Annotated in this window: 25 protein-coding genes and 1 pseudogene; 5 read left to right on the forward strand and 21 right to left on the reverse strand. The window is 37.5% G+C overall.

The window, feature by feature from the left end; genetic code table 11:
- Window positions 1–186 precede the first annotated feature (186 nt).
- Window positions 187–492 carry a YfzA family protein gene (locus N784_RS08125; RefSeq protein WP_036834086.1) on the reverse strand — a complete coding sequence of 102 codons (306 nt, stop codon included), beginning with the start codon at window positions 490–492 and terminating at the stop codon, window positions 187–189.
- Window positions 493–1,267: 775 nt separating this feature from the next.
- Here N784_RS08125 and N784_RS08130 point away from each other — a divergent pair.
- Window positions 1,268–1,678, forward strand: coding sequence for an ABC transporter ATP-binding protein (locus tag N784_RS08130; protein ID WP_052127208.1), 411 nt, complete (start codon window positions 1,268–1,270; stop codon window positions 1,676–1,678).
- 77 nt (window positions 1,679–1,755) lie between these two features.
- Here N784_RS08130 and N784_RS16280 read toward each other — a convergent pair.
- The 15 genes and pseudogenes from N784_RS16280 to N784_RS16285 all read right to left on the reverse strand — a co-directional run.
- Window positions 1,756–1,857, reverse strand: a pseudogene (locus N784_RS16280) (IS66 family transposase); the annotation flags it as partial.
- A 63-nt stretch (window positions 1,858–1,920) separates the two neighbouring features.
- Window positions 1,921–2,808, reverse strand: coding sequence for a phenylacetic acid degradation operon negative regulatory protein PaaX (paaX, locus tag N784_RS08135; RefSeq protein ID WP_036834089.1), 888 nt, complete (start codon window positions 2,806–2,808; stop codon window positions 1,921–1,923).
- A gap of 121 nt (window positions 2,809–2,929) precedes the next feature.
- The gene (locus N784_RS08140; RefSeq protein WP_036834007.1) at window positions 2,930–4,129 is read right to left on the reverse strand and encodes a thiolase family protein; all 1,200 of its coding nucleotides are present in this window, start codon (window positions 4,127–4,129) and stop codon (window positions 2,930–2,932) included.
- Window positions 4,126–4,992, reverse strand: a complete 867-nt coding sequence (locus N784_RS08145; protein WP_036834010.1) for a 3-hydroxyacyl-CoA dehydrogenase — start codon at window positions 4,990–4,992, stop codon at window positions 4,126–4,128. Before N784_RS08145 ends, N784_RS08140 begins: the two co-directional genes overlap by 4 nt.
- Window positions 4,993–5,063: 71 nt before the next feature.
- Window positions 5,064–6,581, reverse strand: a complete 1,518-nt coding sequence (locus N784_RS08150; protein ID WP_036834012.1) for an aldehyde dehydrogenase family protein — start codon at window positions 6,579–6,581, stop codon at window positions 5,064–5,066.
- Window positions 6,582–6,602: 21 nt separating this feature from the next.
- On the reverse strand, window positions 6,603–7,376 hold the full coding sequence (locus tag N784_RS08155; protein WP_036834013.1) for an enoyl-CoA hydratase-related protein: 774 nt from the start codon (window positions 7,374–7,376) through the stop codon (window positions 6,603–6,605).
- 10 nt (window positions 7,377–7,386) lie between these two features.
- On the reverse strand, window positions 7,387–8,163 hold the full coding sequence (locus N784_RS08160) for an enoyl-CoA hydratase-related protein (RefSeq protein ID WP_036834014.1): 777 nt from the start codon (window positions 8,161–8,163) through the stop codon (window positions 7,387–7,389).
- Window positions 8,156–8,464, reverse strand: coding sequence for an EthD family reductase (locus N784_RS08165; protein ID WP_036834015.1), 309 nt, complete (start codon window positions 8,462–8,464; stop codon window positions 8,156–8,158). Before N784_RS08165 ends, N784_RS08160 begins: the two co-directional genes overlap by 8 nt.
- 98 nt (window positions 8,465–8,562) lie before the next feature.
- Window positions 8,563–9,048, reverse strand: a complete 486-nt coding sequence (paaD, locus tag N784_RS08170) for a 1,2-phenylacetyl-CoA epoxidase subunit PaaD (RefSeq protein ID WP_036834017.1) — start codon at window positions 9,046–9,048, stop codon at window positions 8,563–8,565.
- A gap of 32 nt (window positions 9,049–9,080) precedes the next feature.
- A complete protein-coding gene (gene paaC, locus N784_RS08175) occupies window positions 9,081–9,893 on the reverse strand; it encodes a 1,2-phenylacetyl-CoA epoxidase subunit PaaC (protein WP_036834090.1) in 813 nt (270 codons plus the stop codon).
- A complete protein-coding gene (paaB, locus tag N784_RS08180) occupies window positions 9,893–10,243 on the reverse strand; it encodes a 1,2-phenylacetyl-CoA epoxidase subunit PaaB (protein WP_036834020.1) in 351 nt (116 codons plus the stop codon). Before paaB ends, paaC begins: the two co-directional genes overlap by 1 nt.
- 13 nt (window positions 10,244–10,256) lie before the next feature.
- Window positions 10,257–11,225, reverse strand: a complete 969-nt coding sequence (paaA, locus tag N784_RS08185; RefSeq protein WP_036834022.1) for a 1,2-phenylacetyl-CoA epoxidase subunit PaaA — start codon at window positions 11,223–11,225, stop codon at window positions 10,257–10,259.
- Window positions 11,226–11,540: 315 nt separating this feature from the next.
- Window positions 11,541–12,470 (reverse strand): hypothetical protein, encoded by a 930-nt coding sequence (locus N784_RS08190; RefSeq protein WP_036834023.1) that lies wholly within the window; start codon window positions 12,468–12,470, stop codon window positions 11,541–11,543.
- 268 nt (window positions 12,471–12,738) lie between these two features.
- Entirely contained in the window at window positions 12,739–13,620 is an 882-nt protein-coding gene (locus N784_RS08195; RefSeq protein WP_036834024.1) for a patatin-like phospholipase family protein, read from the reverse strand.
- Between the two features lie 148 nt (window positions 13,621–13,768).
- Window positions 13,769–13,909: an FbpB family small basic protein gene (locus N784_RS16285; protein WP_084600190.1), complete on the reverse strand. Its 141-nt coding sequence runs from the start codon at window positions 13,907–13,909 to the stop codon at window positions 13,769–13,771.
- 102 nt (window positions 13,910–14,011) lie between these two features.
- Here N784_RS16285 and N784_RS08200 point away from each other — a divergent pair, with 102 nt between their 5' ends.
- Together N784_RS08200 and N784_RS16900 are read left to right on the forward strand one after the other, a co-directional pair.
- Window positions 14,012–15,169, forward strand: a complete 1,158-nt coding sequence (locus tag N784_RS08200) for an aminotransferase A (RefSeq protein ID WP_036834025.1) — start codon at window positions 14,012–14,014, stop codon at window positions 15,167–15,169.
- A 71-nt stretch (window positions 15,170–15,240) separates the two neighbouring features.
- Window positions 15,241–15,357 carry a DUF6254 family protein gene (locus N784_RS16900; RefSeq protein ID WP_232305992.1) on the forward strand — a complete coding sequence of 39 codons (117 nt, stop codon included), beginning with the start codon at window positions 15,241–15,243 and terminating at the stop codon, window positions 15,355–15,357.
- A 24-nt stretch (window positions 15,358–15,381) separates the two neighbouring features.
- On the opposite strand, the gene N784_RS08205 is transcribed toward N784_RS16900, so the two are convergent.
- Together N784_RS08205 and N784_RS16905 are read right to left on the reverse strand one after the other, a co-directional pair.
- The gene (locus N784_RS08205) at window positions 15,382–15,582 is read right to left on the reverse strand and encodes an aspartyl-phosphate phosphatase Spo0E family protein (RefSeq protein WP_036834026.1); all 201 of its coding nucleotides are present in this window, start codon (window positions 15,580–15,582) and stop codon (window positions 15,382–15,384) included.
- Window positions 15,583–15,659: 77 nt separating this feature from the next.
- Complete coding sequence (locus N784_RS16905) at window positions 15,660–15,842, reverse strand: aspartyl-phosphate phosphatase Spo0E family protein (protein ID WP_036834027.1); 183 nt, start codon at window positions 15,840–15,842, stop codon at window positions 15,660–15,662.
- Between the two features lie 261 nt (window positions 15,843–16,103).
- Between N784_RS16905 and lepB the strand changes: the two genes are divergently transcribed.
- On the forward strand, window positions 16,104–16,625 hold the full coding sequence (gene lepB, locus N784_RS08215; RefSeq protein WP_232305993.1) for a signal peptidase I: 522 nt from the start codon (window positions 16,104–16,106) through the stop codon (window positions 16,623–16,625).
- A gap of 53 nt (window positions 16,626–16,678) precedes the next feature.
- Here lepB and N784_RS16290 read toward each other — a convergent pair whose 3' ends face one another.
- From N784_RS16290 to N784_RS08225, 3 genes are all read right to left on the reverse strand, one after another.
- Window positions 16,679–16,819 carry a YvrJ family protein gene (locus tag N784_RS16290; protein WP_084600192.1) on the reverse strand — a complete coding sequence of 47 codons (141 nt, stop codon included), beginning with the start codon at window positions 16,817–16,819 and terminating at the stop codon, window positions 16,679–16,681.
- Window positions 16,820–16,885: 66 nt separating this feature from the next.
- Entirely contained in the window at window positions 16,886–17,101 is a 216-nt protein-coding gene (locus tag N784_RS08220; RefSeq protein ID WP_036834030.1) for a DUF2922 domain-containing protein, read from the reverse strand.
- A gap of 27 nt (window positions 17,102–17,128) precedes the next feature.
- Window positions 17,129–17,350, reverse strand: coding sequence for a DUF1659 domain-containing protein (locus N784_RS08225; RefSeq protein WP_036834032.1), 222 nt, complete (start codon window positions 17,348–17,350; stop codon window positions 17,129–17,131).
- A gap of 430 nt (window positions 17,351–17,780) precedes the next feature.
- Here N784_RS08225 and N784_RS08230 point away from each other — a divergent pair, with 430 nt between their 5' ends.
- Window positions 17,781–18,938, forward strand: a complete 1,158-nt coding sequence (locus tag N784_RS08230) for a zinc ribbon domain-containing protein (protein ID WP_036834034.1) — start codon at window positions 17,781–17,783, stop codon at window positions 18,936–18,938.
- Window positions 18,939–18,946: the final 8 nt, after the last annotated feature.

The following is an 18,946-nucleotide window of genomic DNA, read 5'->3' on the forward strand; positions in this document are numbered from 1 at the left end:
GTCAAAATGTACGCCTGAGTTAAAAGAAACTGTTCAAAGTGGCGAGATAGCCACTCTTTTTTTACTTTCTTCGGCTAAAAGTGAAACTCACTGCACCCGAACCCTCTTGGCACTGAAACAAACCCATCTTAAATACTCTCTTATTCAACAATCTCGCCCGTTTGTTTAGGACTCTGCTTTCGGAATTCAACTTGCTTTTTCAGCAACGAAAGCACTTTTTATTGCACCTATAATTCCAGGTATCAGAAAAAAGATTGCAAAAAATACAGTCAGTAAATTCATATGTGGTTTCTCATAAAAAGCAAACCAATCGGTAAAAATTGGAGATTCCAGAATCTTTCCAAATAATGTTCCACTGTCAAATTCTTTGTAATTAGGCGTCCATCCTGTTTTTTCAAATATAATAAAGACTATCTGCGATAATACAAATACACCAACCGAGGAAACCCAAGCTTTTTTTAAAAATGAAACAGAGCTTTTTTTATTAGCCAAAAACATCCCTCTTTCTCTTCTTCTGCAAAATGGCCCGTTTGTTGAATTTCTACTGATTCCGCACCACCATATGCGTTCAAATATTTTTCCCTTTCATCTTCTAAATTCCCCCCCTGATGTACCTATCAAATTCTTGTTCGATATATTCCTTGTCAATATCATCAGCAGTAACTTTCGGCTGTTTGTTGTTGCCATGTGGAACTGGGAACGACAAAATTATTTCATTGGGAGAAATAATTAATTAAAATATAAAATAAGTAAATGAATTGACATGTGTATACTTAGACTAAATAAAGAACCATAATATGGAAGCAACGATAAATAAAATGTAAGTTACTTATTAAGGTATGTAGATACAAATTGATATTTCCTTTTGAATTCCTTAATTTTTTCTACTACTATGCTACAACCCCATCCCCCCATATTAATGTAAATCCATACCCGATAAACATTGCATTCTGAGAAATAATTATACAATCTCCATTATTATTTATAAATGGGTTTGACAAATATTAAGAACAAAGCAACCATAAAAGGGAAAACCTTCCATCAGTAAGTGCTAGAAAAAGTTTACTATCCATACACATTCATCATCCCTTTTTCTATATTTTCGTTACATACATTGTAAAATTTTGAATTTAATAAGTCAACCCATTTTTTGCAATAAATTGGATTATATGAAAATAAATAGAACCCAATTTATTTGCAGATATAATCTCTTCATATTTTTGGTAGGTTCCATGTCATATAATTCTTGGATGCCAAATAAGCTTGGTTGTCGTATAATAGTCATAATTTTGCTTTAATTGAGAAGTATAGCGTTTTTGAAAATATACGCATACCCTTATCATATTCTAAAAAATATAATAAGAAAGAAGCTAGAGAGAAAACGCAATTGTTAACGAAGAAAATAGGAATACATGATAGGTTAAAAGAGTTAGTCCATCATTTATCTGGTGGTCAAAGACAACGTGTCGCGATAGCCAGAGCTTTAATTAATGATCCTGATATTATCTTAGCTGATGAACCTACAGAAGCACTTGATAGTGAAACAACAAAAGAAATAATGCTTTTATTAAAGAAACTTTGTAATGAAGGAAAAACCATCTTAATAGTAACCCATGATACCAATGTAGCAGATTATTGTCATTACACAATTAACACTAAAGACGGAAAATTAGTATAAGCGTACGCGTCAAATAGCCCACACCTACTATTCAGGTCTGGGCTCATGCTATGATTGGGTTACTTCTTACTCGGTTTACTTTTTGCACCCTTCGCCGTGTTGCTAAGAAGCCAATTTTTTCTTTCCAAAACAAAGGGCTTAATTGCTCTCTCCGCACGATTATGATCTAATTCTAATCGTTTATGAATAGTATTTGTTTAATTATACCATGTCGGAGGTGTTTTTTATTGTTTTGTCTTTCTTTAGCGTTTTTTTTCTTCTTGAATAAGAGGGTGGTTGTACATATTATAGGATTCATCTTTATGCACAATATTGCTCCCTTTTTGAAAAATATGTTCAAAAAAGCGATTGGCAGGTGCTGCTAACAGTTTATAATAATCAGCAAATAGCGCAGCAGCATGACTTCCATACCATTTCGCAGGTAGTAATTCAGTAGGTAGACCAGGATCAATAAACAGAAATTTCCGATATTCGTGCACTAGTTTTGTTCGCTCGACAAAGCATTGCGCGTCAGTCATTTGTTCATGCTTCATCTTGTTCTTATCTACAACAAATTGTTGGCTATAATGACGAATAAATTGATCATACTTGTCATTGATTTGAGACATATCCCAGCTTTTTTGAACGATACGGTGATTTTCATAGGGCCCGTCGTATTCTGAAATAAAGAAGTCAACGTAATCCTCTATGTTATATTTAGCTATTAATTCATACACTTGATCTTCTAGTTGATTCGGTGATATCCATAAACTATTGGATAGAGTTCCAAATCCATTCCAGACTAACTCTTTTCGTAATTCATCACGTAGGCTCCGTTTCTCTTCTGGAATGCTATACAAAAGCATGCGCCATTTACCATCCCATAAATCTGGGTTTAACTTAAAGATGCGGTTGCCAGCTTCATCTATCCGCTTTACCCCTTTACTGCTTAAGGAATAGTAACTTTTATTCCCTTGTTTCTCCGATTGAAGCCACCCTTGCTTACTCATACGCGAGACAGCTGCTCTAACTGCCTGATCGTTATGGCCAAATTCATTCAGCAAGCGGATAAGGCTACCAACCCAAATTTGGTTACCATAATGACGAATATAATCACCATAAATCGTAAATATCATTGACCTTGTATTCATCCCCATACTTTCAACAACTCTTTTCTCTATGTGTCTATCAATCGTTGAATATCAGTATAACATGAATATTACAAATTTAAAGAGCCCATTGTCGAAAAATAGCGATAATAGCAAGTAGTTTCTAGTAATTCTCTACTATAGTTGCAATTCCTTGACCGACGCCAACACACATGGTCGCTAAGCCGTATTGGACATTTCTTCGTTTCATTTCATAGATAAGTGTCGTTAATATTCTTGCTCCACTCGCACCTAGTGGATGACCAAAAGCAATAGCTCCCCCATTTACATTAACAATGTTAGTATCTAATTCTAGTTCTTTTATACATTGAAGAGATTGGGAGGCGAACGCTTCATTCAATTCAACCAATCCAATATGCTTTATCGTAAGCTTTGATCGTGATAGTGCTTTTTTTGTCGCATAAATAGGCCCTAATCCCATTACATTAGGTTCTAATCCAGCAGAAGCGGACACATGATACGTTACTAACGGCTTTACTCCAAGCTCTCGTGCTTTATTTAAACTCATTAACAATAAAGCGGATGCTCCATCGTTAACACCGGATGCATTTCCTGCAGTAATCGTTCCACCTGAAAAAAGCGGCTTTAATTGAGATAACTTGTCGAGTGTTGTATTTGGCCTTGGGTGCTCGTCTTCATATATAACAGTTTCTTTCCCTTTTCTATCTGTTACCGTAACAGGTATCGTTTCTTGTTCAAAGATTCCTGTTTCCATTGCGACTTTAGCCTTTTGTTGACTTTCATATGCAAATTGATCCTGGGCTTCGCGAGAAATCCCGTAACGCTTGGCTACATTTTCAGCTGTTTCTGGCATACTATCTGTTCCATACATGTTAGCTAATTTATCATTTACGAATCGCCAGCCAATGGTCGTATCATATAACTGTGGATTGCCACGCTGAAAAGAAGTTTCACTTTTGGCCATGACGTATGGTGCACGGGTCATACTTTCTGTACCACCAGCAATAAAGATATCTCCTTCTCCAGCCATAATGGCTCTAGCAGCATAATTCACCGCATCTAAGCCAGAACCACATAACCGATTAATCGTCGTACCCGCTACTTCAACTGGTAACCCAGCCAGTAAAGCTGCCATTCTAGCAACATTGCGATTATCTTCACCTGCTTGGTTAGCATTTCCAAACACAACTTCTTCTATCTCATGTATGGGCACGTTTGGATTACGTTCTAAAAGGCCTTGAATCACGTGCGCAGCTAAATCATCTGGACGTACATCCTTTAGCGCTCCGCGATAACGCCCAATCGGTGTTCTTAACGCGTCAACGATTGCCACTTCTATCATTTACGACTCACTTCTTTCGTATAATTATAAACCCCTTTACCTGTCTTACGTCCTAGTCTACCTGCTTTCACATATTGTTCTAGTAATGGAGCTGGACGATATTTTTCTCCTAATTTTTCATGCAAATATTTTAAATTATTTAATCTCGTATCTAAGCCAACTAAATCGCCTAATTCAAACGGTCCCATCGGATAATGAAGACCCAATTTAATTGCTTTATCGATTTCTTCTGGAGATCCTAGTCCTTCTTGTAACATGTAAAACGCTTCATTACCAACTAAAGCGCTAATCCGGCTCGTAACAAAGCCCGGAAATTCATTCACAATAACTGTTTCTTTGCCCATTTGTTTGGCAACTTGTTGTAAAGCGGCTACCGTTTCCTCACTAGTATCTAAGCCGCGAATCATTTCGATAAGAGGCATCTTATGTACAGGATTGAAGAAATGCATAGCCATTACTTTGTCTGAACGATTCGTAAAGGAGGCTATTTCTGTCGGACTCATGGTTGACGTGTTTGTAGCAAACAAACACGAAGCAGGAGCATTGGCTTCGGCTGTTTCAAAAACTTGTTGTTTTATCGTTTTCTTTTCTGGTACTGCTTCAATAATAAGATCTGCCATTGTACTGACGTGTGCGAGGTCTGTATCGTAATATAACTTTGCTTTATACTGTTCCACATCTACGCTTCGTACCTTACCGCGTTCTACTCCTTTGTGAAACATAGCATTGATTTCTTGTTGAGCAGCCTGTATTTGCTTCTGATTAATATCTACTATTGTTGTATGGAATCCGCTGCACGCACTAACATAAGCAATGCCTCTTCCCATTACACCAGAACCGACTACGACAATATGATTGATCATCTTCTATTTCCCCTTTCCTTATTGAAAGCAGAAAGGAATGTAAGCATTTCTTACATTCCCATTCTGCTTTTTTATACATTTAATGGATTTAATGGTTTTGCACCGTAATATGAAATCACACTTTTCGTTTCTGTATAAAGGTCTAGTGTTTCCGTACATAACTCACGGCCAAATCCAGATTGCTTATATCCACCAAATGGCGTGCCAGGAAATGCAGAAAATGGACAGTTAATCATGACGATACCCGCTTGTAGCTTGTTGGCAACACGTGTAGCACGGCCGTGATCTTTCGTCCAAACGGCTGAACCAAGACCATAATCACTATCATTCGCTAACATAATAGCTTCCTTTTCATCGGAGAATTTCGTTACAACAACTACAGGGCCAAAAATCTCTTCACGTACAGCAGGATGATCATGGCCAATATCGGTAATAATAGTTGGCTCATACCAATGACCTTGCTCATACCCTTCTACAGTCGCTTCTCTCCCACCTGTTTCGATGGTAGCACCTGCTTCTTTTGCTGATTGAACATACCCATCAATGACTTCTAATTGTTCACGATTAATAATCGCACCTATTTGAGTTTCTTTCGCCATAGGGTTGCCTAATTGGAGCTGTTTCGTTTTCGTTATAAATTGTTCCATGAAGTCCTCATAAATAGCTTCATGGACATACAAACGGGAACGCGCCTCACAAGATTGTCCCGTATTATAAAAAATGCCGAACAATGAACCATCAACAGCCGCTTCAATGTCTGCATCAGCAAACACAAGGCTCGGCGATTTACCACCTAACTCGAGCGTGACACGTTTCAACGTATCTGAAGCTTTCGCCATAATACTTTTACCTATTGGTGTGGATCCTGTGAAAGCTACTTTATCCACTTGGCCATGCTCTACCAAATAATCACCAACTTCAGAGCCAGAGCCAGTAACAACGTTTACTACCCCTTCTGGCACACCAGCTTCGGTACAAATTTCCGCTAATACAATCGCCGTAAGCGGAGTAAGAGAAGCAGGCTTGACAATAATGCTACATCCGGTTGCAATCGCGGGTGCGACTTTCCAAGCTGCCATCATAAGTGGGTAATTCCATGGTATAATTTGCGCACACACGCCAATTGGCTCTTTTTCTGTATAGTTATGGAACTGACCTGGAACAGGGTTTACTTCTCCCTTGTGGCTAACAATGGCCCCAGCGTAAAACTCAAAATCTTCAATTGCTTGCATGACTTGCCCTTGGGCAGCAGCTAATGTTTTTCCACTATTCAACACTTCTAACTCGACTAATTCTTGAAAGCGAGAACGCATTATACTAGCAATCTTATTCATGACGCGTGAACGCTTATTAACAGGATACTTCTTCCACTTCCCGTAATCAAAGGCTTGTCTAGCAGCTTGAATGGCTTGATCAACATCTTCTTTTGTCGCTTTTGGAACAGTAGCTATCCCTTCACCAGTAGCTGGGTTGAAAGTAGTCATCGTATTAGCAGAGTTAGATTCTACCCGCTCACCGTTTATGATCATTTGATAATGATTTCGTTTCATTTCTAATACTTCCATTACTTCTTGCTTTGTTGTTGTCACTGTTTACAACTCCTTTATCAATTAATTCCCTTGAAACAATGGAGGTCGTTTGTCAAGAAAGGCTTGCACTCCTTCTTTATGATCGTTTGTCAAGCCAGCTATTTTCTGTCCATTTGCCTCTGCTTCGAGAAACTCAGGTAACGTACTATTCCAACTAGCTTTAAGGTTACGTTTGATTAAGCCCATTGTTTTGGTTGGCATATTGGCTAACTGATGAGCAAAGGCATTTACCTGCTCCTCCCATTGTTCTTCTGGAATGACTTTTGTCGCTAAATGAAGGGCTTTTGCTTCTTCTGCTGTCACTTTCCCACCGAGAAGAGATAATTCTAGAGCTTTTGCATGGCCGACCAACTTCGATAAATAATACAAGTTCCCTGCATCGGGAATTAAGCCGATTTGAACGAATGCTTGCACGAAACTTGCTTTTTCCGACATCAATCGAAAATCACACGCTAACGCTAAACTGAATCCCGCTCCCGCAGCCACCCCATTAACAGCTGCAATAATAGGTTTCTCACATTCTTCCATCGCTCTTACGACAGGTCCATAGCTCGTCCGCAACACATCTCCATAATCCACGTCATCTGATGCCAGTGTTAAATCTTGACCGGAACAAAATGCTCGTCCCTCTCCTGTTAAGATGATGACTCTTACATCATCAGAATGGGATGCTTGCTTCAATGCTTTGCTTAATTCAGCGTTTAACTGAAGTGTAATCGCATTTAATTTCGCGGGGCGATGTAACGTTATGGTCGCCACCTGTTGGATTACATCGTATTGAATCGTTTCATACATACATATCCTCCTATCTTCCTTTAAACTGCGGGGGCCTTTTTTCGACAAAAGCATTCATGCCTTCCTTTTGATCTTCTGAGGCAAACAGTAAATAGAAATTTTTCCGTTCCTGCTTCATGCCTTCTTCTAGAGGAACATCAACAGCAACATTAACCGATTCTTTTATTAAACGAATAGCTAAAGAAGGTTGCCTTGTAATGCGTTTAGCAAATTTCATCGTTTCTTCTAGTAATACTTCTTCGTCTATTAAACGAGTAACAATATCACAATCATACGCCTGTTGTGCGGTCATTCGATCACCAGTCCATAAATATGCGAGTGCTTTTTTCTTTCCTATTATTTTCGTTAATTGTTGGGTTCCTCCAGCCCCTGGCATTACACCTAAGTTCACTTCAGGAAAGGCGAATTGGGCTTGATGCGAAGCAAATAATACGTCGCAAGCTAATGCAAGCTCAAAGCCACCCCCTAAAGCAAATCCTTTTACTGCCCCAATGATTGGTTTTCGTATGCGCAAAATTTTATCCCAATCCGCAAATGGATCCGCTAATTCAAAATCAATCGGCCCTTCTTTACGCATTTCATCAATATCCGCTCCTGCTGCAAATGCACGCCCTTTACCTGTTAACACAATTACACCGATTCGCTCATCTTTATCTGCATGTTCGAATGCTTGCACTAATTCAGTAACCATGGCTCTATTAATCGCATTCAGAACGTCCGGTCGATTTAATTCAACAAGTGCTATCCCATCTACGACGGTCACCTGCAAAAAGCGGTACTCACTCATCTACTTCCTCACCAATCATCATTGTTACTAAATCTCCCGCAAATCCCATTACATCTTTACCTGATGCTTTCGCTTCATCGGTTTTCATTGCCTCTTTTAAGGATTCATGACTGTCATAATACATTTCACACATTAAATAATACTTGCCTTTTCCACCCATCGGATTGCCGACAACTCGGGTTACTTTCATATCTCGTAGACCAGGAATTTTCGCTGTAATTGGACTATGAGTGTTAAAGTAATGCTCATCAAACGCTTCTATATCTTCAGGGTGTTTATACAACGCGATCATTTTAACCATTTGATTCATCTCCCTTTTCATTATTAACTACACATTTAGTGAATATTCCGAAAATATTCCATGAATTCATTTTATTGAACTAAGTGAAATGGATTCTATTATATGGTTGACACAGGCTTCATTGCTTCAAATGGGTTTTTACACGTATGACAATACAAAATACTTCGGCACGCTGTAGGGCCAAATAAGTTGTCCATCGTTGTGTACGTAGACTGACAGTAAGGACAATCGACGTGCCACTCACCAGTTGCATCCATTTGTTTTGGCGGTGGGGCTATACCAAACGCTTTTAATTGCTTCATCCCTCTTTCCGTTATACGACTTGATGTCCATGGTGGGGAATACAAAAATTGGACCGAGATTTTTTCGATTCCTTTAATGGATTGAGTCAGTGTGGCTTCTACATTGTTCTTAATAATTTCCAAAGCTGGGCATCCCATAAATGTCGGCAGTAACTTGACAATGATATGGGCATGATCAACCGTTACATTTTCGACCATTCCTAAGTCGACAATGCTTACTGTATCAATCTCTGGATCCTTTACTTGATGTAGAGCTTCTTCCACTTGTTTTGCATGGATCACTACAGCACCCTCCTCCCATTTAAGTTACCTCATTACCAGGCTGCTGTTGGATCGATTCGATATACACTGCTTAACGTATTCAGTGCATCTTCTAAATCCTTTGAATGCTCCCCTAAGCGGCCATTTCCACTATTCATTTTAAGCCGGACTTCAATAGGAAGGTGGTAGTTGGAAATCAAAGACTGCATTTCTTGCATCCAGCTATGCATTAATTGTGTTTCATTTGTCATAACATTGTATTTCACTAAGTCCTCTTCATAAGATCCTAAAGCGAGCACACCTTTCATATCCTTCATGACACGATCCCACGCCGCTACCATACGCTCTTGTGATTCACCGGGTATTTTCATTAATTGTGTAAACCACGTTTTCCAATGTAATAAGTGATAGTGTAGCTCCATGTTTATTTTCACTGCTAGCTGCGCTAATGGTTCAAAACTAGATTGTTGAAGCGATTTCATCTTGATTGTTTTCGCCAACGTATAGCAATAATGCCTTACAACCGCAAACGCCCAATCATACTTTGGTTCTTGTAGATACGTACCTGAGCCATTGACCATTTCTAGTAAAATAGCATTCTTTCGCTCGTCTGCTTTCCTAGCATGAGCTAGTGCATTCGCATCGCCTTCCCCAATAGATTCAAGTAATTCATATAACATCGTGGCATGTCCCATCGTATCTTGGCTAATTGAAGAAAATGCAACATCTTCCTCGATATGCGGTGCAAGTCCAAGCCATTCAGACCCACGATATGCAACGATAAAATCATCATCAGCAAGTTGGTACAACAAATCAACTAATGCATCTTGATAGGCGGGATTCGTATGTAGTTCTTCGATTGTCATCATTGTTTCCCATCACCTCCCCATGAAAGTATTTCTTTTTCATCTAACATATTTTGTTCATATTCGCGCCATTTTTTCTTTAAATAACCATAACCTTTCGTACTTCGGTATTGCTTATTGTCAAGTCGTTGCAGCGCAAATCTTTCTGTTTCATCCAGTTTACGTACTTCTGAACGCTTCACAACCCATATATCGACGACAGGCTCGCGCCGCATAAAATTTTCTTGAGCCATAACCATTGCAATTTCCTCATTTGGCGCAAGTAAACTAAATTGATGTTGAAACGGGGATTTATACGTACGTTTACTGAATACTTCATACTCTTGGTAAAATGCTTTCTTAGCTTCCATCATGCTCCTCCCTTCACACCACTTTGTTCATTGGACTAAGCGCTTCACGAACCCATTCATTGTTATGGTAAGATAGTTGACGTAATCGAAGTCGTTCCTTTGATTTAGGACCATTATTCTTTATAATTTGTTTAAACTTATTCCAATCCGGTTGTTGATACACCCACATCTTGCTTTCCTCATCAAAATGCATTGTAGAATCAGGTAACTGAAGTCCTATCGATAAAGCTCTAGGGATGTACTTTGAAAAGAAATCTTGACGCAGCTCCTCATTTGTTTTCGTACGTATATTGTATTTAATCGTTACATCCTGCTTAGAAGAACCTGTCGTTGATGCCTGAGCCGGGCCAAAGAACATCAGCAGCGATTCCCACCATCGATTGAATGCATCCTGCACCATCGCCCGCTGCTCTTGTGTCCCTTCTGTTAATGCCATAATAATTGCTTCACCATGTTGAGCATGAAATACTTCTTCTGCACAAATACGTTGCAGCGCACGGGCATATGGTCCATAGGAAGCATGAAGCATATTCGTCTGCGTAATAATAGCCGCCCCATCAACTAACCAACCAATCAATCCTGCATCACCCCACGTTGGTGCCGGCATGTGGAATACGTTATGAAATTTAAGATCCCCGGAAAACAAGTCTTGCATAATATCTTCTCTGTTCTTGCCATAGGGTTTCATCAAATCTTCCGCAACACGCAACAATAGCTGTCCGTGCCCCATCTCATCTTGAACCTTAGCCATAATGCCTAATTTGCGTCTTAGCGTTGGTGCTTTGGGAACCCATTCCTTCTCAGGTAAAGCACCCATAATTTCACTAATACCATGCATAGAGATAAGTTTGATTAAAGCGACGCGATACTCCTCTGGCATCCAATCATCTGCTTCAATCTTTTCACCTGCTGCAATACGTTCCATAAAACGGGCATGCTTTTCTTCTTCTGACAAACGATCAAATGATACCATGTTTGCCATCACTCCCCCTCCTTCAAGGAAATTATAAAGCGCTTACACAAATTTTGTATAACGAATTTAAATCGGTCAACTGTATATCTGTTACATAATTTACTTTAACAATACATTCTAAAACAAATAATGTCAATATATTATTCAGAAAATTTAAAACTAATCAATAATTCGCTCTTTTCTTATTTGAACCCATCTTATAGCGTAATAAATTGACTATTAGCTTTGTTCAAGTTTCAATATTTTGAATGAATTCTCTTCTATAAACAAAAAAACCTAGCCAAAGAGTGACTAAGTTTCATGTATATGCATATTTTGTTGTATTTAAATCATTTGTTCATTATTGTTATACATATAATTCGATAAAATGTTTACCACGTTTATCTTAAACGATTCGGTAATAGGAATATCGTTTGGATCCTCATAATAATAAGCACCTATATCTTCTTTATAATAAAACCCGATTTCCTCCAATTCCGTGCGCACTTGTTTCGGCAACTCATATAAGCCTGTTAGCTCAGTGAAATAGGACGTTGGGTATATCTTTAGCCCTACATCATTAATTGTTGAATGCATGACAAATAAATCTTCTTCTGAACGTGTAATCCATATACCTTTAGAGGAAATAGCTATATCGATGTCTTGTATTTCTGCTATTTTTTCTAAATCAAGACCATAAATCGAAAGAATAACCGCTTTTGCTTCTTCTGCATATTCGATTCCTTTATTGGCTGCGAAATACAAGTCAAACACTTCTGATTTTGATAAGGACATAATATATTGGCGTTTATCATTAGGAATATTCGTGTCTTGCAACATCTCTGTAACATTGCGCATAACACGTTCTGAATATGAAGTAGAGGCTTTGCTTTTTCCTTCTACTTCTTGTAAAAAAGAGTTACCATCAGAAACGAGCAGATAAGATGAGATTTGGTCTAAATCATACCCATATATATCATAAACGATTTGCTTCACTTCTTCAGCTAATTCAGACATTCCTTTTCCTTCATAATACATTGCTAGTACTTCTGCTTTCGATTTATTCATGATTATGTCATCTTTGACGATAGATTGTGGATCTATTCCTAAACTCTTACGTACTGTTTGCATTATTTCTTCATCATATATATTCTGAATGGCTACTTCTTGCGATTCCGTGATCGCAGGATCTGCCAGTAAACTTTTGTCCATTATTACCATTAATAAGATACCTAATCCAATAATACAGCTAATCAACAGCAAAAAATGCTTCATATCATCGCGACACCTACCTCTAACAAAAATACTTCATATATTTGTAACTCATTTGTTACATAATTGTAATATAAGTCATAACTAAAATACTACTTTTTTAATAAAATTACAACCTATTTACTTCACTCTAATGGTACACAATTTTTACCACATATGTTTTCTACCCATAATAAAAGCAACGAATGCATCCAAATCATTCATTGCTTTTATTATGGATATGAAATATGTGCAAGCACCTTTCTACAAGTACTTACTAGGATTTTTCTTTTTATGCTTGAGCAAGTTGTGGTTCTAATTGAAGAAACTTCATTAATTCATCTTTCCGTTCTGCCACTTCAAGGTAGCCTTGTTCATAAAGGCTATGAAGCTTCTGTGAGTTCCTTTCCACCCTACTTACAGTTAATGGATGTTTAGGACGAATAATGAAAGCTTCATTATTCCTCTCCATTTGTTCAATTAATTTCGTACTTTCATTGTATTTCTCGTGACGTACTTCTAATGCTTTCGTTAACATTGGGTAATCTTTAAATTTTTTTCGGAAGAACCACGAAAATTTGATTTTCTGTTTTACGTACCCTTCATTTCTAGTAAGAACGAGAACATGTTTCTTATTCCCAGCATTTAAAGAAGGTTGAATGGGAATAGGATCACCTATGCCTCCATCTAGCAACTCTCTCTCCTTGTATTGGATAATCGGTGCTATGATTGGTAAGGAACTAGACGCCCGAATTATCTTTAATAACGATTCACCATTATGAAACGTATCGAAATAAATAGGCTCTCCGGTTCGAACATCGGTTGTACCTACAACAAATTTTTGCCCGGCATGCACACTTTGAAAGAAGCCATCATAATCAAATGGGGCTAATCGGTTTGGCAACGTATCAAATAAGAAGTCCATACCGAACAACCCCTTCTTATGTAGCATATTTCGAAAAGAAATGTAATCAGGATGTTTGCTAAACTCTACAAGTATTTCGTAATTTCTACCTTTTTGTTTAGAAATATAAGAACTTCCATTACATGCACCTGCTGAAGCACCAACAACATAAGGAAAATGAATATTATGATCCATTAAAAAGTCTAATACACCTGCAGTATAGGCGCCTCGCATACCCCCACCTTCTAATATTAAAGCAGATTTATCCATGAGCTACCTCCTTCACAGCTACAGTATAGCAACATTTTCAAATAAATAACCAAAAGTTGCTCAACATCCTACTCTTTTCTCATCTTAGTGAACGATATATACTAAGAACATACATATTATTATAATTAAAATTGAAATGAATCATACATCATTTTTTAGTCGGAGCTAAACTTGCCATTATTCGTTGATCCATTTTCTTTTCGACATTATTCATTGCTTCTTGATCATTTTTAATTGCTTGACGATTCTGATTTACTAATTTATTAAACGATTTAATTTTGGGTCTCATGCCAGACGCTCCTCATGCTTTAAATTCAACATTATTTTAGCAAATCAACTATATAAAAGTGATGAATTTTTCATTAATATTTTGTTAATTTTGGAGGTTATTATGAAACATTTAATTAATGCACATGTGAAAGACATCGAAATATCCGGTATCCGAAAATTTTTTAACATGGTGGCTGATAAAGAAGATGTCGTATCTTTAACGATTGGACAACCTGATTTCCCTACACCTGAACACGTAAAAGAAGCAGGAAAAAAAGCGATTGATCAAAATAAAACTACGTACACGCATAACGCAGGCTTACTATCCTTACGTGAGGCTATTGCTAACTTTGTGCAGGACGAATACAATGTAAGCTATCAGCCTGAAGATGAAATTATTGTAACGGTTGGCGCATCTGAAGCTATTGACATTACGTTTCGTACGATTCTATCTCCAGGAGATGAAGTGTTGTTGCCAGCACCTGTTTATCCTGGTTATGAGCCGTTAATTCGTCTTGCTGGTGCAAAACCTGTTCATGTGAATACAGCGAATAATGGATTTAAGTGGAGTGTTGACTTATTAAAGAAGCATATTACACCAAAAACTAAATGTATCGTCTTCCCTTATCCATCGAATCCTACAGGGGCTACGTTATCAAAGGTAGAGGTCGAGCAGTTAGTAACGTTTCTAAAAGATCAAGACATATTCTTATTGTGTGATGAAATATATAGTCAACTTACATACGGAGAGGCTCATACATCCATCGCATCTTACCCAGAAATGAAAGAGAAAACCATCGTCATAAACGGTGTCTCGAAGTCTCATTCCATGACGGGTTGGCGAATTGGTTATTTACTTGCTCCATCATGGCTAGCTCAACAAATACTTAAAGTTCATCAATATAACGTATCTTGCCCAACTTCTATTAGCCAACATGCGGCCTTAGCTGCTATTCAAAACGGCAAACAAGATACTGAAATAATGAGACAACAATATGAGGAGCGTATGCAATATGTGTATGACCGACTGTTGAACATGGGTATACAAGTTGAAAAGCCAGGGGGAGCGTTTTATTTATTCCCTTCGTTCCCAACCGGGAATCATACTTCTTTTGATGTAGCTTTAGATTTAGTGGATAAAGTAGGTTTAGCCGTTGTACCTGGTGATGCATTTTCTAAGTATGGACAAGGTTATTTGCGCATCTCTTACGCGTATAACTTAGCGACACTGAAGGAAGGCATGAATCGATTAGAGTCATATGTAAATCAAAGCAAGTGAATACATCGTTCAAACAACAAGGCATAAAACGATCTCCCTCCACACACACTATAGCTGAGGTGATAGTGTATATGAGTACCCAAAAAAGACGACAAGAACGCATAGAAAGACAGCGAAAGGAACAACAAAATCCACACGGGAAAGTAAAAAGCTTAGAACAATTAACAGAAGAACATAATAAAAAGTAAGCGTATACCGCTTACTTTTTATGTTCATTTATTCGTGTTACATTTTAACATTGTTTGGTTTTGATATAAGTCATACAAATTTAGTAAACGATCTAATTCTCGGCTAGTCGCTAACGAGTCTTCACTAGTAAACCCTTCAACAGTAGCTATTTTTATCATTTGATAACGCAATGACTCAATACGTTCAGCCAGTTGCTGTGTTGTTTTTATATAGTAGTTTGCCACAGCACGGCCTCCTCTCAACAACCTTGGATATTTATGTAACATTTTATCATATTTTATTCACTAGGAAAACAATCACCTTAATTTAATGTGTACGTTTTTAAAAATTGGTTAATTAGCACATCTAATTCTTGACTAACGGAAATGGTTTCCTCACTTAGTAACCCATACATCTTTGCTACATGTTCCATCTTCTCTCTTTTTTCTTGTATTTCTGTCTGTAGTCCCCTCGTTTCACTCTTCTGTGCTCCCCATATTTCCAAAACAAACAATTCCTTTCCTTGTAAAATATTGTATCAACTCGCAACGAATTTAATTATGCCATTGTATTATCTTGTTGTAAAGCAATTCGCAATATTAGACATTTATTATCAAAATTATACATTTACCTCTTCACACTAACTATTATTTCGTCTTTCTCAAAAAAACAATTGCCAATTTTCCTACATTCTATTACCATATTATGTACAAACCCTGTTTAAATAAAAAACGTTTCACAATGGAGACAGAAAGGGAGAAACAGTTTGAATAAGACGATGCGTAAAGAACTATGGGAATGGATGAAGGCAATTGTAGCAGCTTGTTTAATTGCTTTTTTAATCCATCATTTCATTTTTGCTACTTCAATAGTAGAAGGAACTAGTATGGAGCCAACATTAGAAGATGGCGAAAGAGTCATTTATAATAAATTTGTTTACCAATGGGGTGATCCTGAACGAGGAGATATCGTCATCATACAGCACCCGAACAAAAATTACGTAAAACGAGTCATTGGTGAGCCGGGTGATTCGATACAAGTGAAGGGGCATGAACTTTACATTAACGACAGAGTTCAATCAGAGGATTATTTAAGTAATGAAGCGATGTTAGGAACAGAGGATTTTACCGTTATTTCTGTACCAGCAAACCACTATTTTGTCATGGGGGATAATAGAGGCATTTCTAAAGATAGCCGAAACGGACTCGGTTTTATAAATAGGGAAGACATTGTTGGAAAATCAGCCGTTATTATTTATCCGTTCGACGAATTTTCTTTCACTCACTAATAAATGAAGACTCCACCTACAAAAAGGAGGAGTCTTCATTTATTGTTTCTAGATTACCTATTCATCTCATCTGCAAGAGTATGAATACTAGCAATAACCATGTCTAGTTTTCCTTCAATGCGATGCAATAAATAAAACGTCACCATTACTGGAAATCCAATCTCCGGTATCCATTGAATCCATATCTCTTCCATTTGACGCTCCTCCTCATAGAAAGAAGGAAAAGGAAGAAGCTTTATTGCTCCCCTTCTCCTTTTTCTTTATAATTCTATTTCCGTTACATTTCTCTCTACAATACGTGCTTGCTTCTTTGCAATTAAGTTTCCACCAGAAGAAAAGAAGCAATCTTGCTTAAGCACCTCATCCATTACTTGTTTTACTGCAACAGCGTCGACAGGTTCGATTGGATCATCGAGGCTAAGGGTTACAGTACCATTTTCTTCATTATAAAACTTTAACTCTAACTTTTTGGACATGCTTCTACCTCCTTTTCATAACAACTGTTATTCTGCAATAATGACACGTGCATTGTTACGCTCAATCTCCATAATAGAATGTTGCTGTAAACTTCCTAATGCATTTGCTACTGTAAATAATTGATCCGCCGTTGCATCTGTTTTAACATTGTTGAAATTCTTATTCTTAAACACGGGATTGCCTTTAGAATCTATCCCATTCTCTAAAACAAGCTGCAGCTGAGAATGTTTAATGGATGAAGTTGCCATCGCCTGTCACCTCCTTTCACCTATATAATCGTTCATAGATGCAAGGTAGGTGCTTAAAAAGGACAAAAAAAGCCGGATCCTCAATTAGATCCAGCTTCAGAGCTTTTAACCACGGTCAAAAATGCTATATCCAATATTTAATAGTAAAATGACGCCACAAACTAATCCTAGAATAATTTCAGCCATAAGCTCCACCCCCTATAATGAATTCGTATGTATGGACTAACATTATATTATCACATTTATTCCCCAAATAGTAACATCATGTATACCATAAATATTCCTTGATGTAGAGAAAAAGTAGAGCAAACTAAAAAAGCCCCTTCCATTACCATACAGTAACTATTTATTATGTTAAACTACTATTAACATGTTTAGTGCATAATGTTAATAAATTCACTAACAAGCAACATAGAAAGAAGGCGATACGATGGCATATTGTCCATATTGCGGGACGATAACACAACAAGAAGAGCGGTATTGTGTCCGGTGCGGAAAAGCCTTACCAGAGGATTTACATACACGAATTCTAAATGCTCATACGCCAGCACGGAATAAATGGTGGATACTTCCAATCGCTGTTTTTATTAGTTCCGTTGTTATTTTTGGGGCTACCAATTTCTATCTCGATTCAAGAATAAAGCATGCTAAAGAAGATTTTCATAAAGGAGAGCAAGCTGCCATACAAGGGCAATACAAAGAAGCAAAAGCACACTTTATCTCTGCAGAAGAGAAAAGCTACCATTTTCCAGCTGCTACAAAAAATAAACAATTTACGACGGAAGCAATTGCATTACAATCCACATTAGACAAAGCGGAAGTGTTACGTAGAAAAAAACAATACCAAGAAGCACTTCAACTAATTGATGAAGCAGAATCATCTATTAATAACTACGACGGAGAAGCAGTAAAGAATCTTATCGACCACATCTCCGCCTTACGAAATGAAACGAAACTAGCTCAAATTGAAACAATCCTTAAGGAAGAACCTGCAATTGAACAATTAAAGTCTCTTTTATGGCAAGCAGAATCCATTCCTACGAAAGAAGCTAAACAAGTCACGTTACAAATTAGAAAGGAACTCATTGCTTATTCTTCTACTAATGCAACCAAACAATTAAAAGGTAAGCAATACAACAAAGCTCAAGCATTTATTGAAGATGGTTTACGCTACGCGCCAAAGAACGAGAAGCTACTTAGTTTAGAAACGACTATTGCTAAAGAACAAGCTGCATTTGAAACAGCACAGCAACAACGAATGGAACAAGCTATAATAGCAGCTGAGAAAGAACAAGAAATGAACCAAAATGATGCAGTGAAAGTTACTTCTATTCAAGCAAAGAGAAATGACTTCCATAACATTGTCGTGAAAGGAAAATTAGAAAGTGTAGCAACTGTCCCAATTAACACGATTAGCATTACGTACCATTTAGTAAATAACAAAGGGGAAGAAGTCCTTTCCAATGAAGTTTACGTTTATCCCGACACATTATACCCTGGCGAAAAAGGGAATTTCGAATATACACATTACGATTTATCTAAAGACGTATCCGTAGAAGTGGATAAAGTAAATTGGTTTTTATATTAAACGAGTTC

It is taken from the genome of Pontibacillus litoralis JSM 072002 (assembly GCF_000775615.1).
GTDB classification, from domain to species: Bacteria; Bacillota; Bacilli; order Bacillales; family BH030062; genus Pontibacillus; species Pontibacillus litoralis.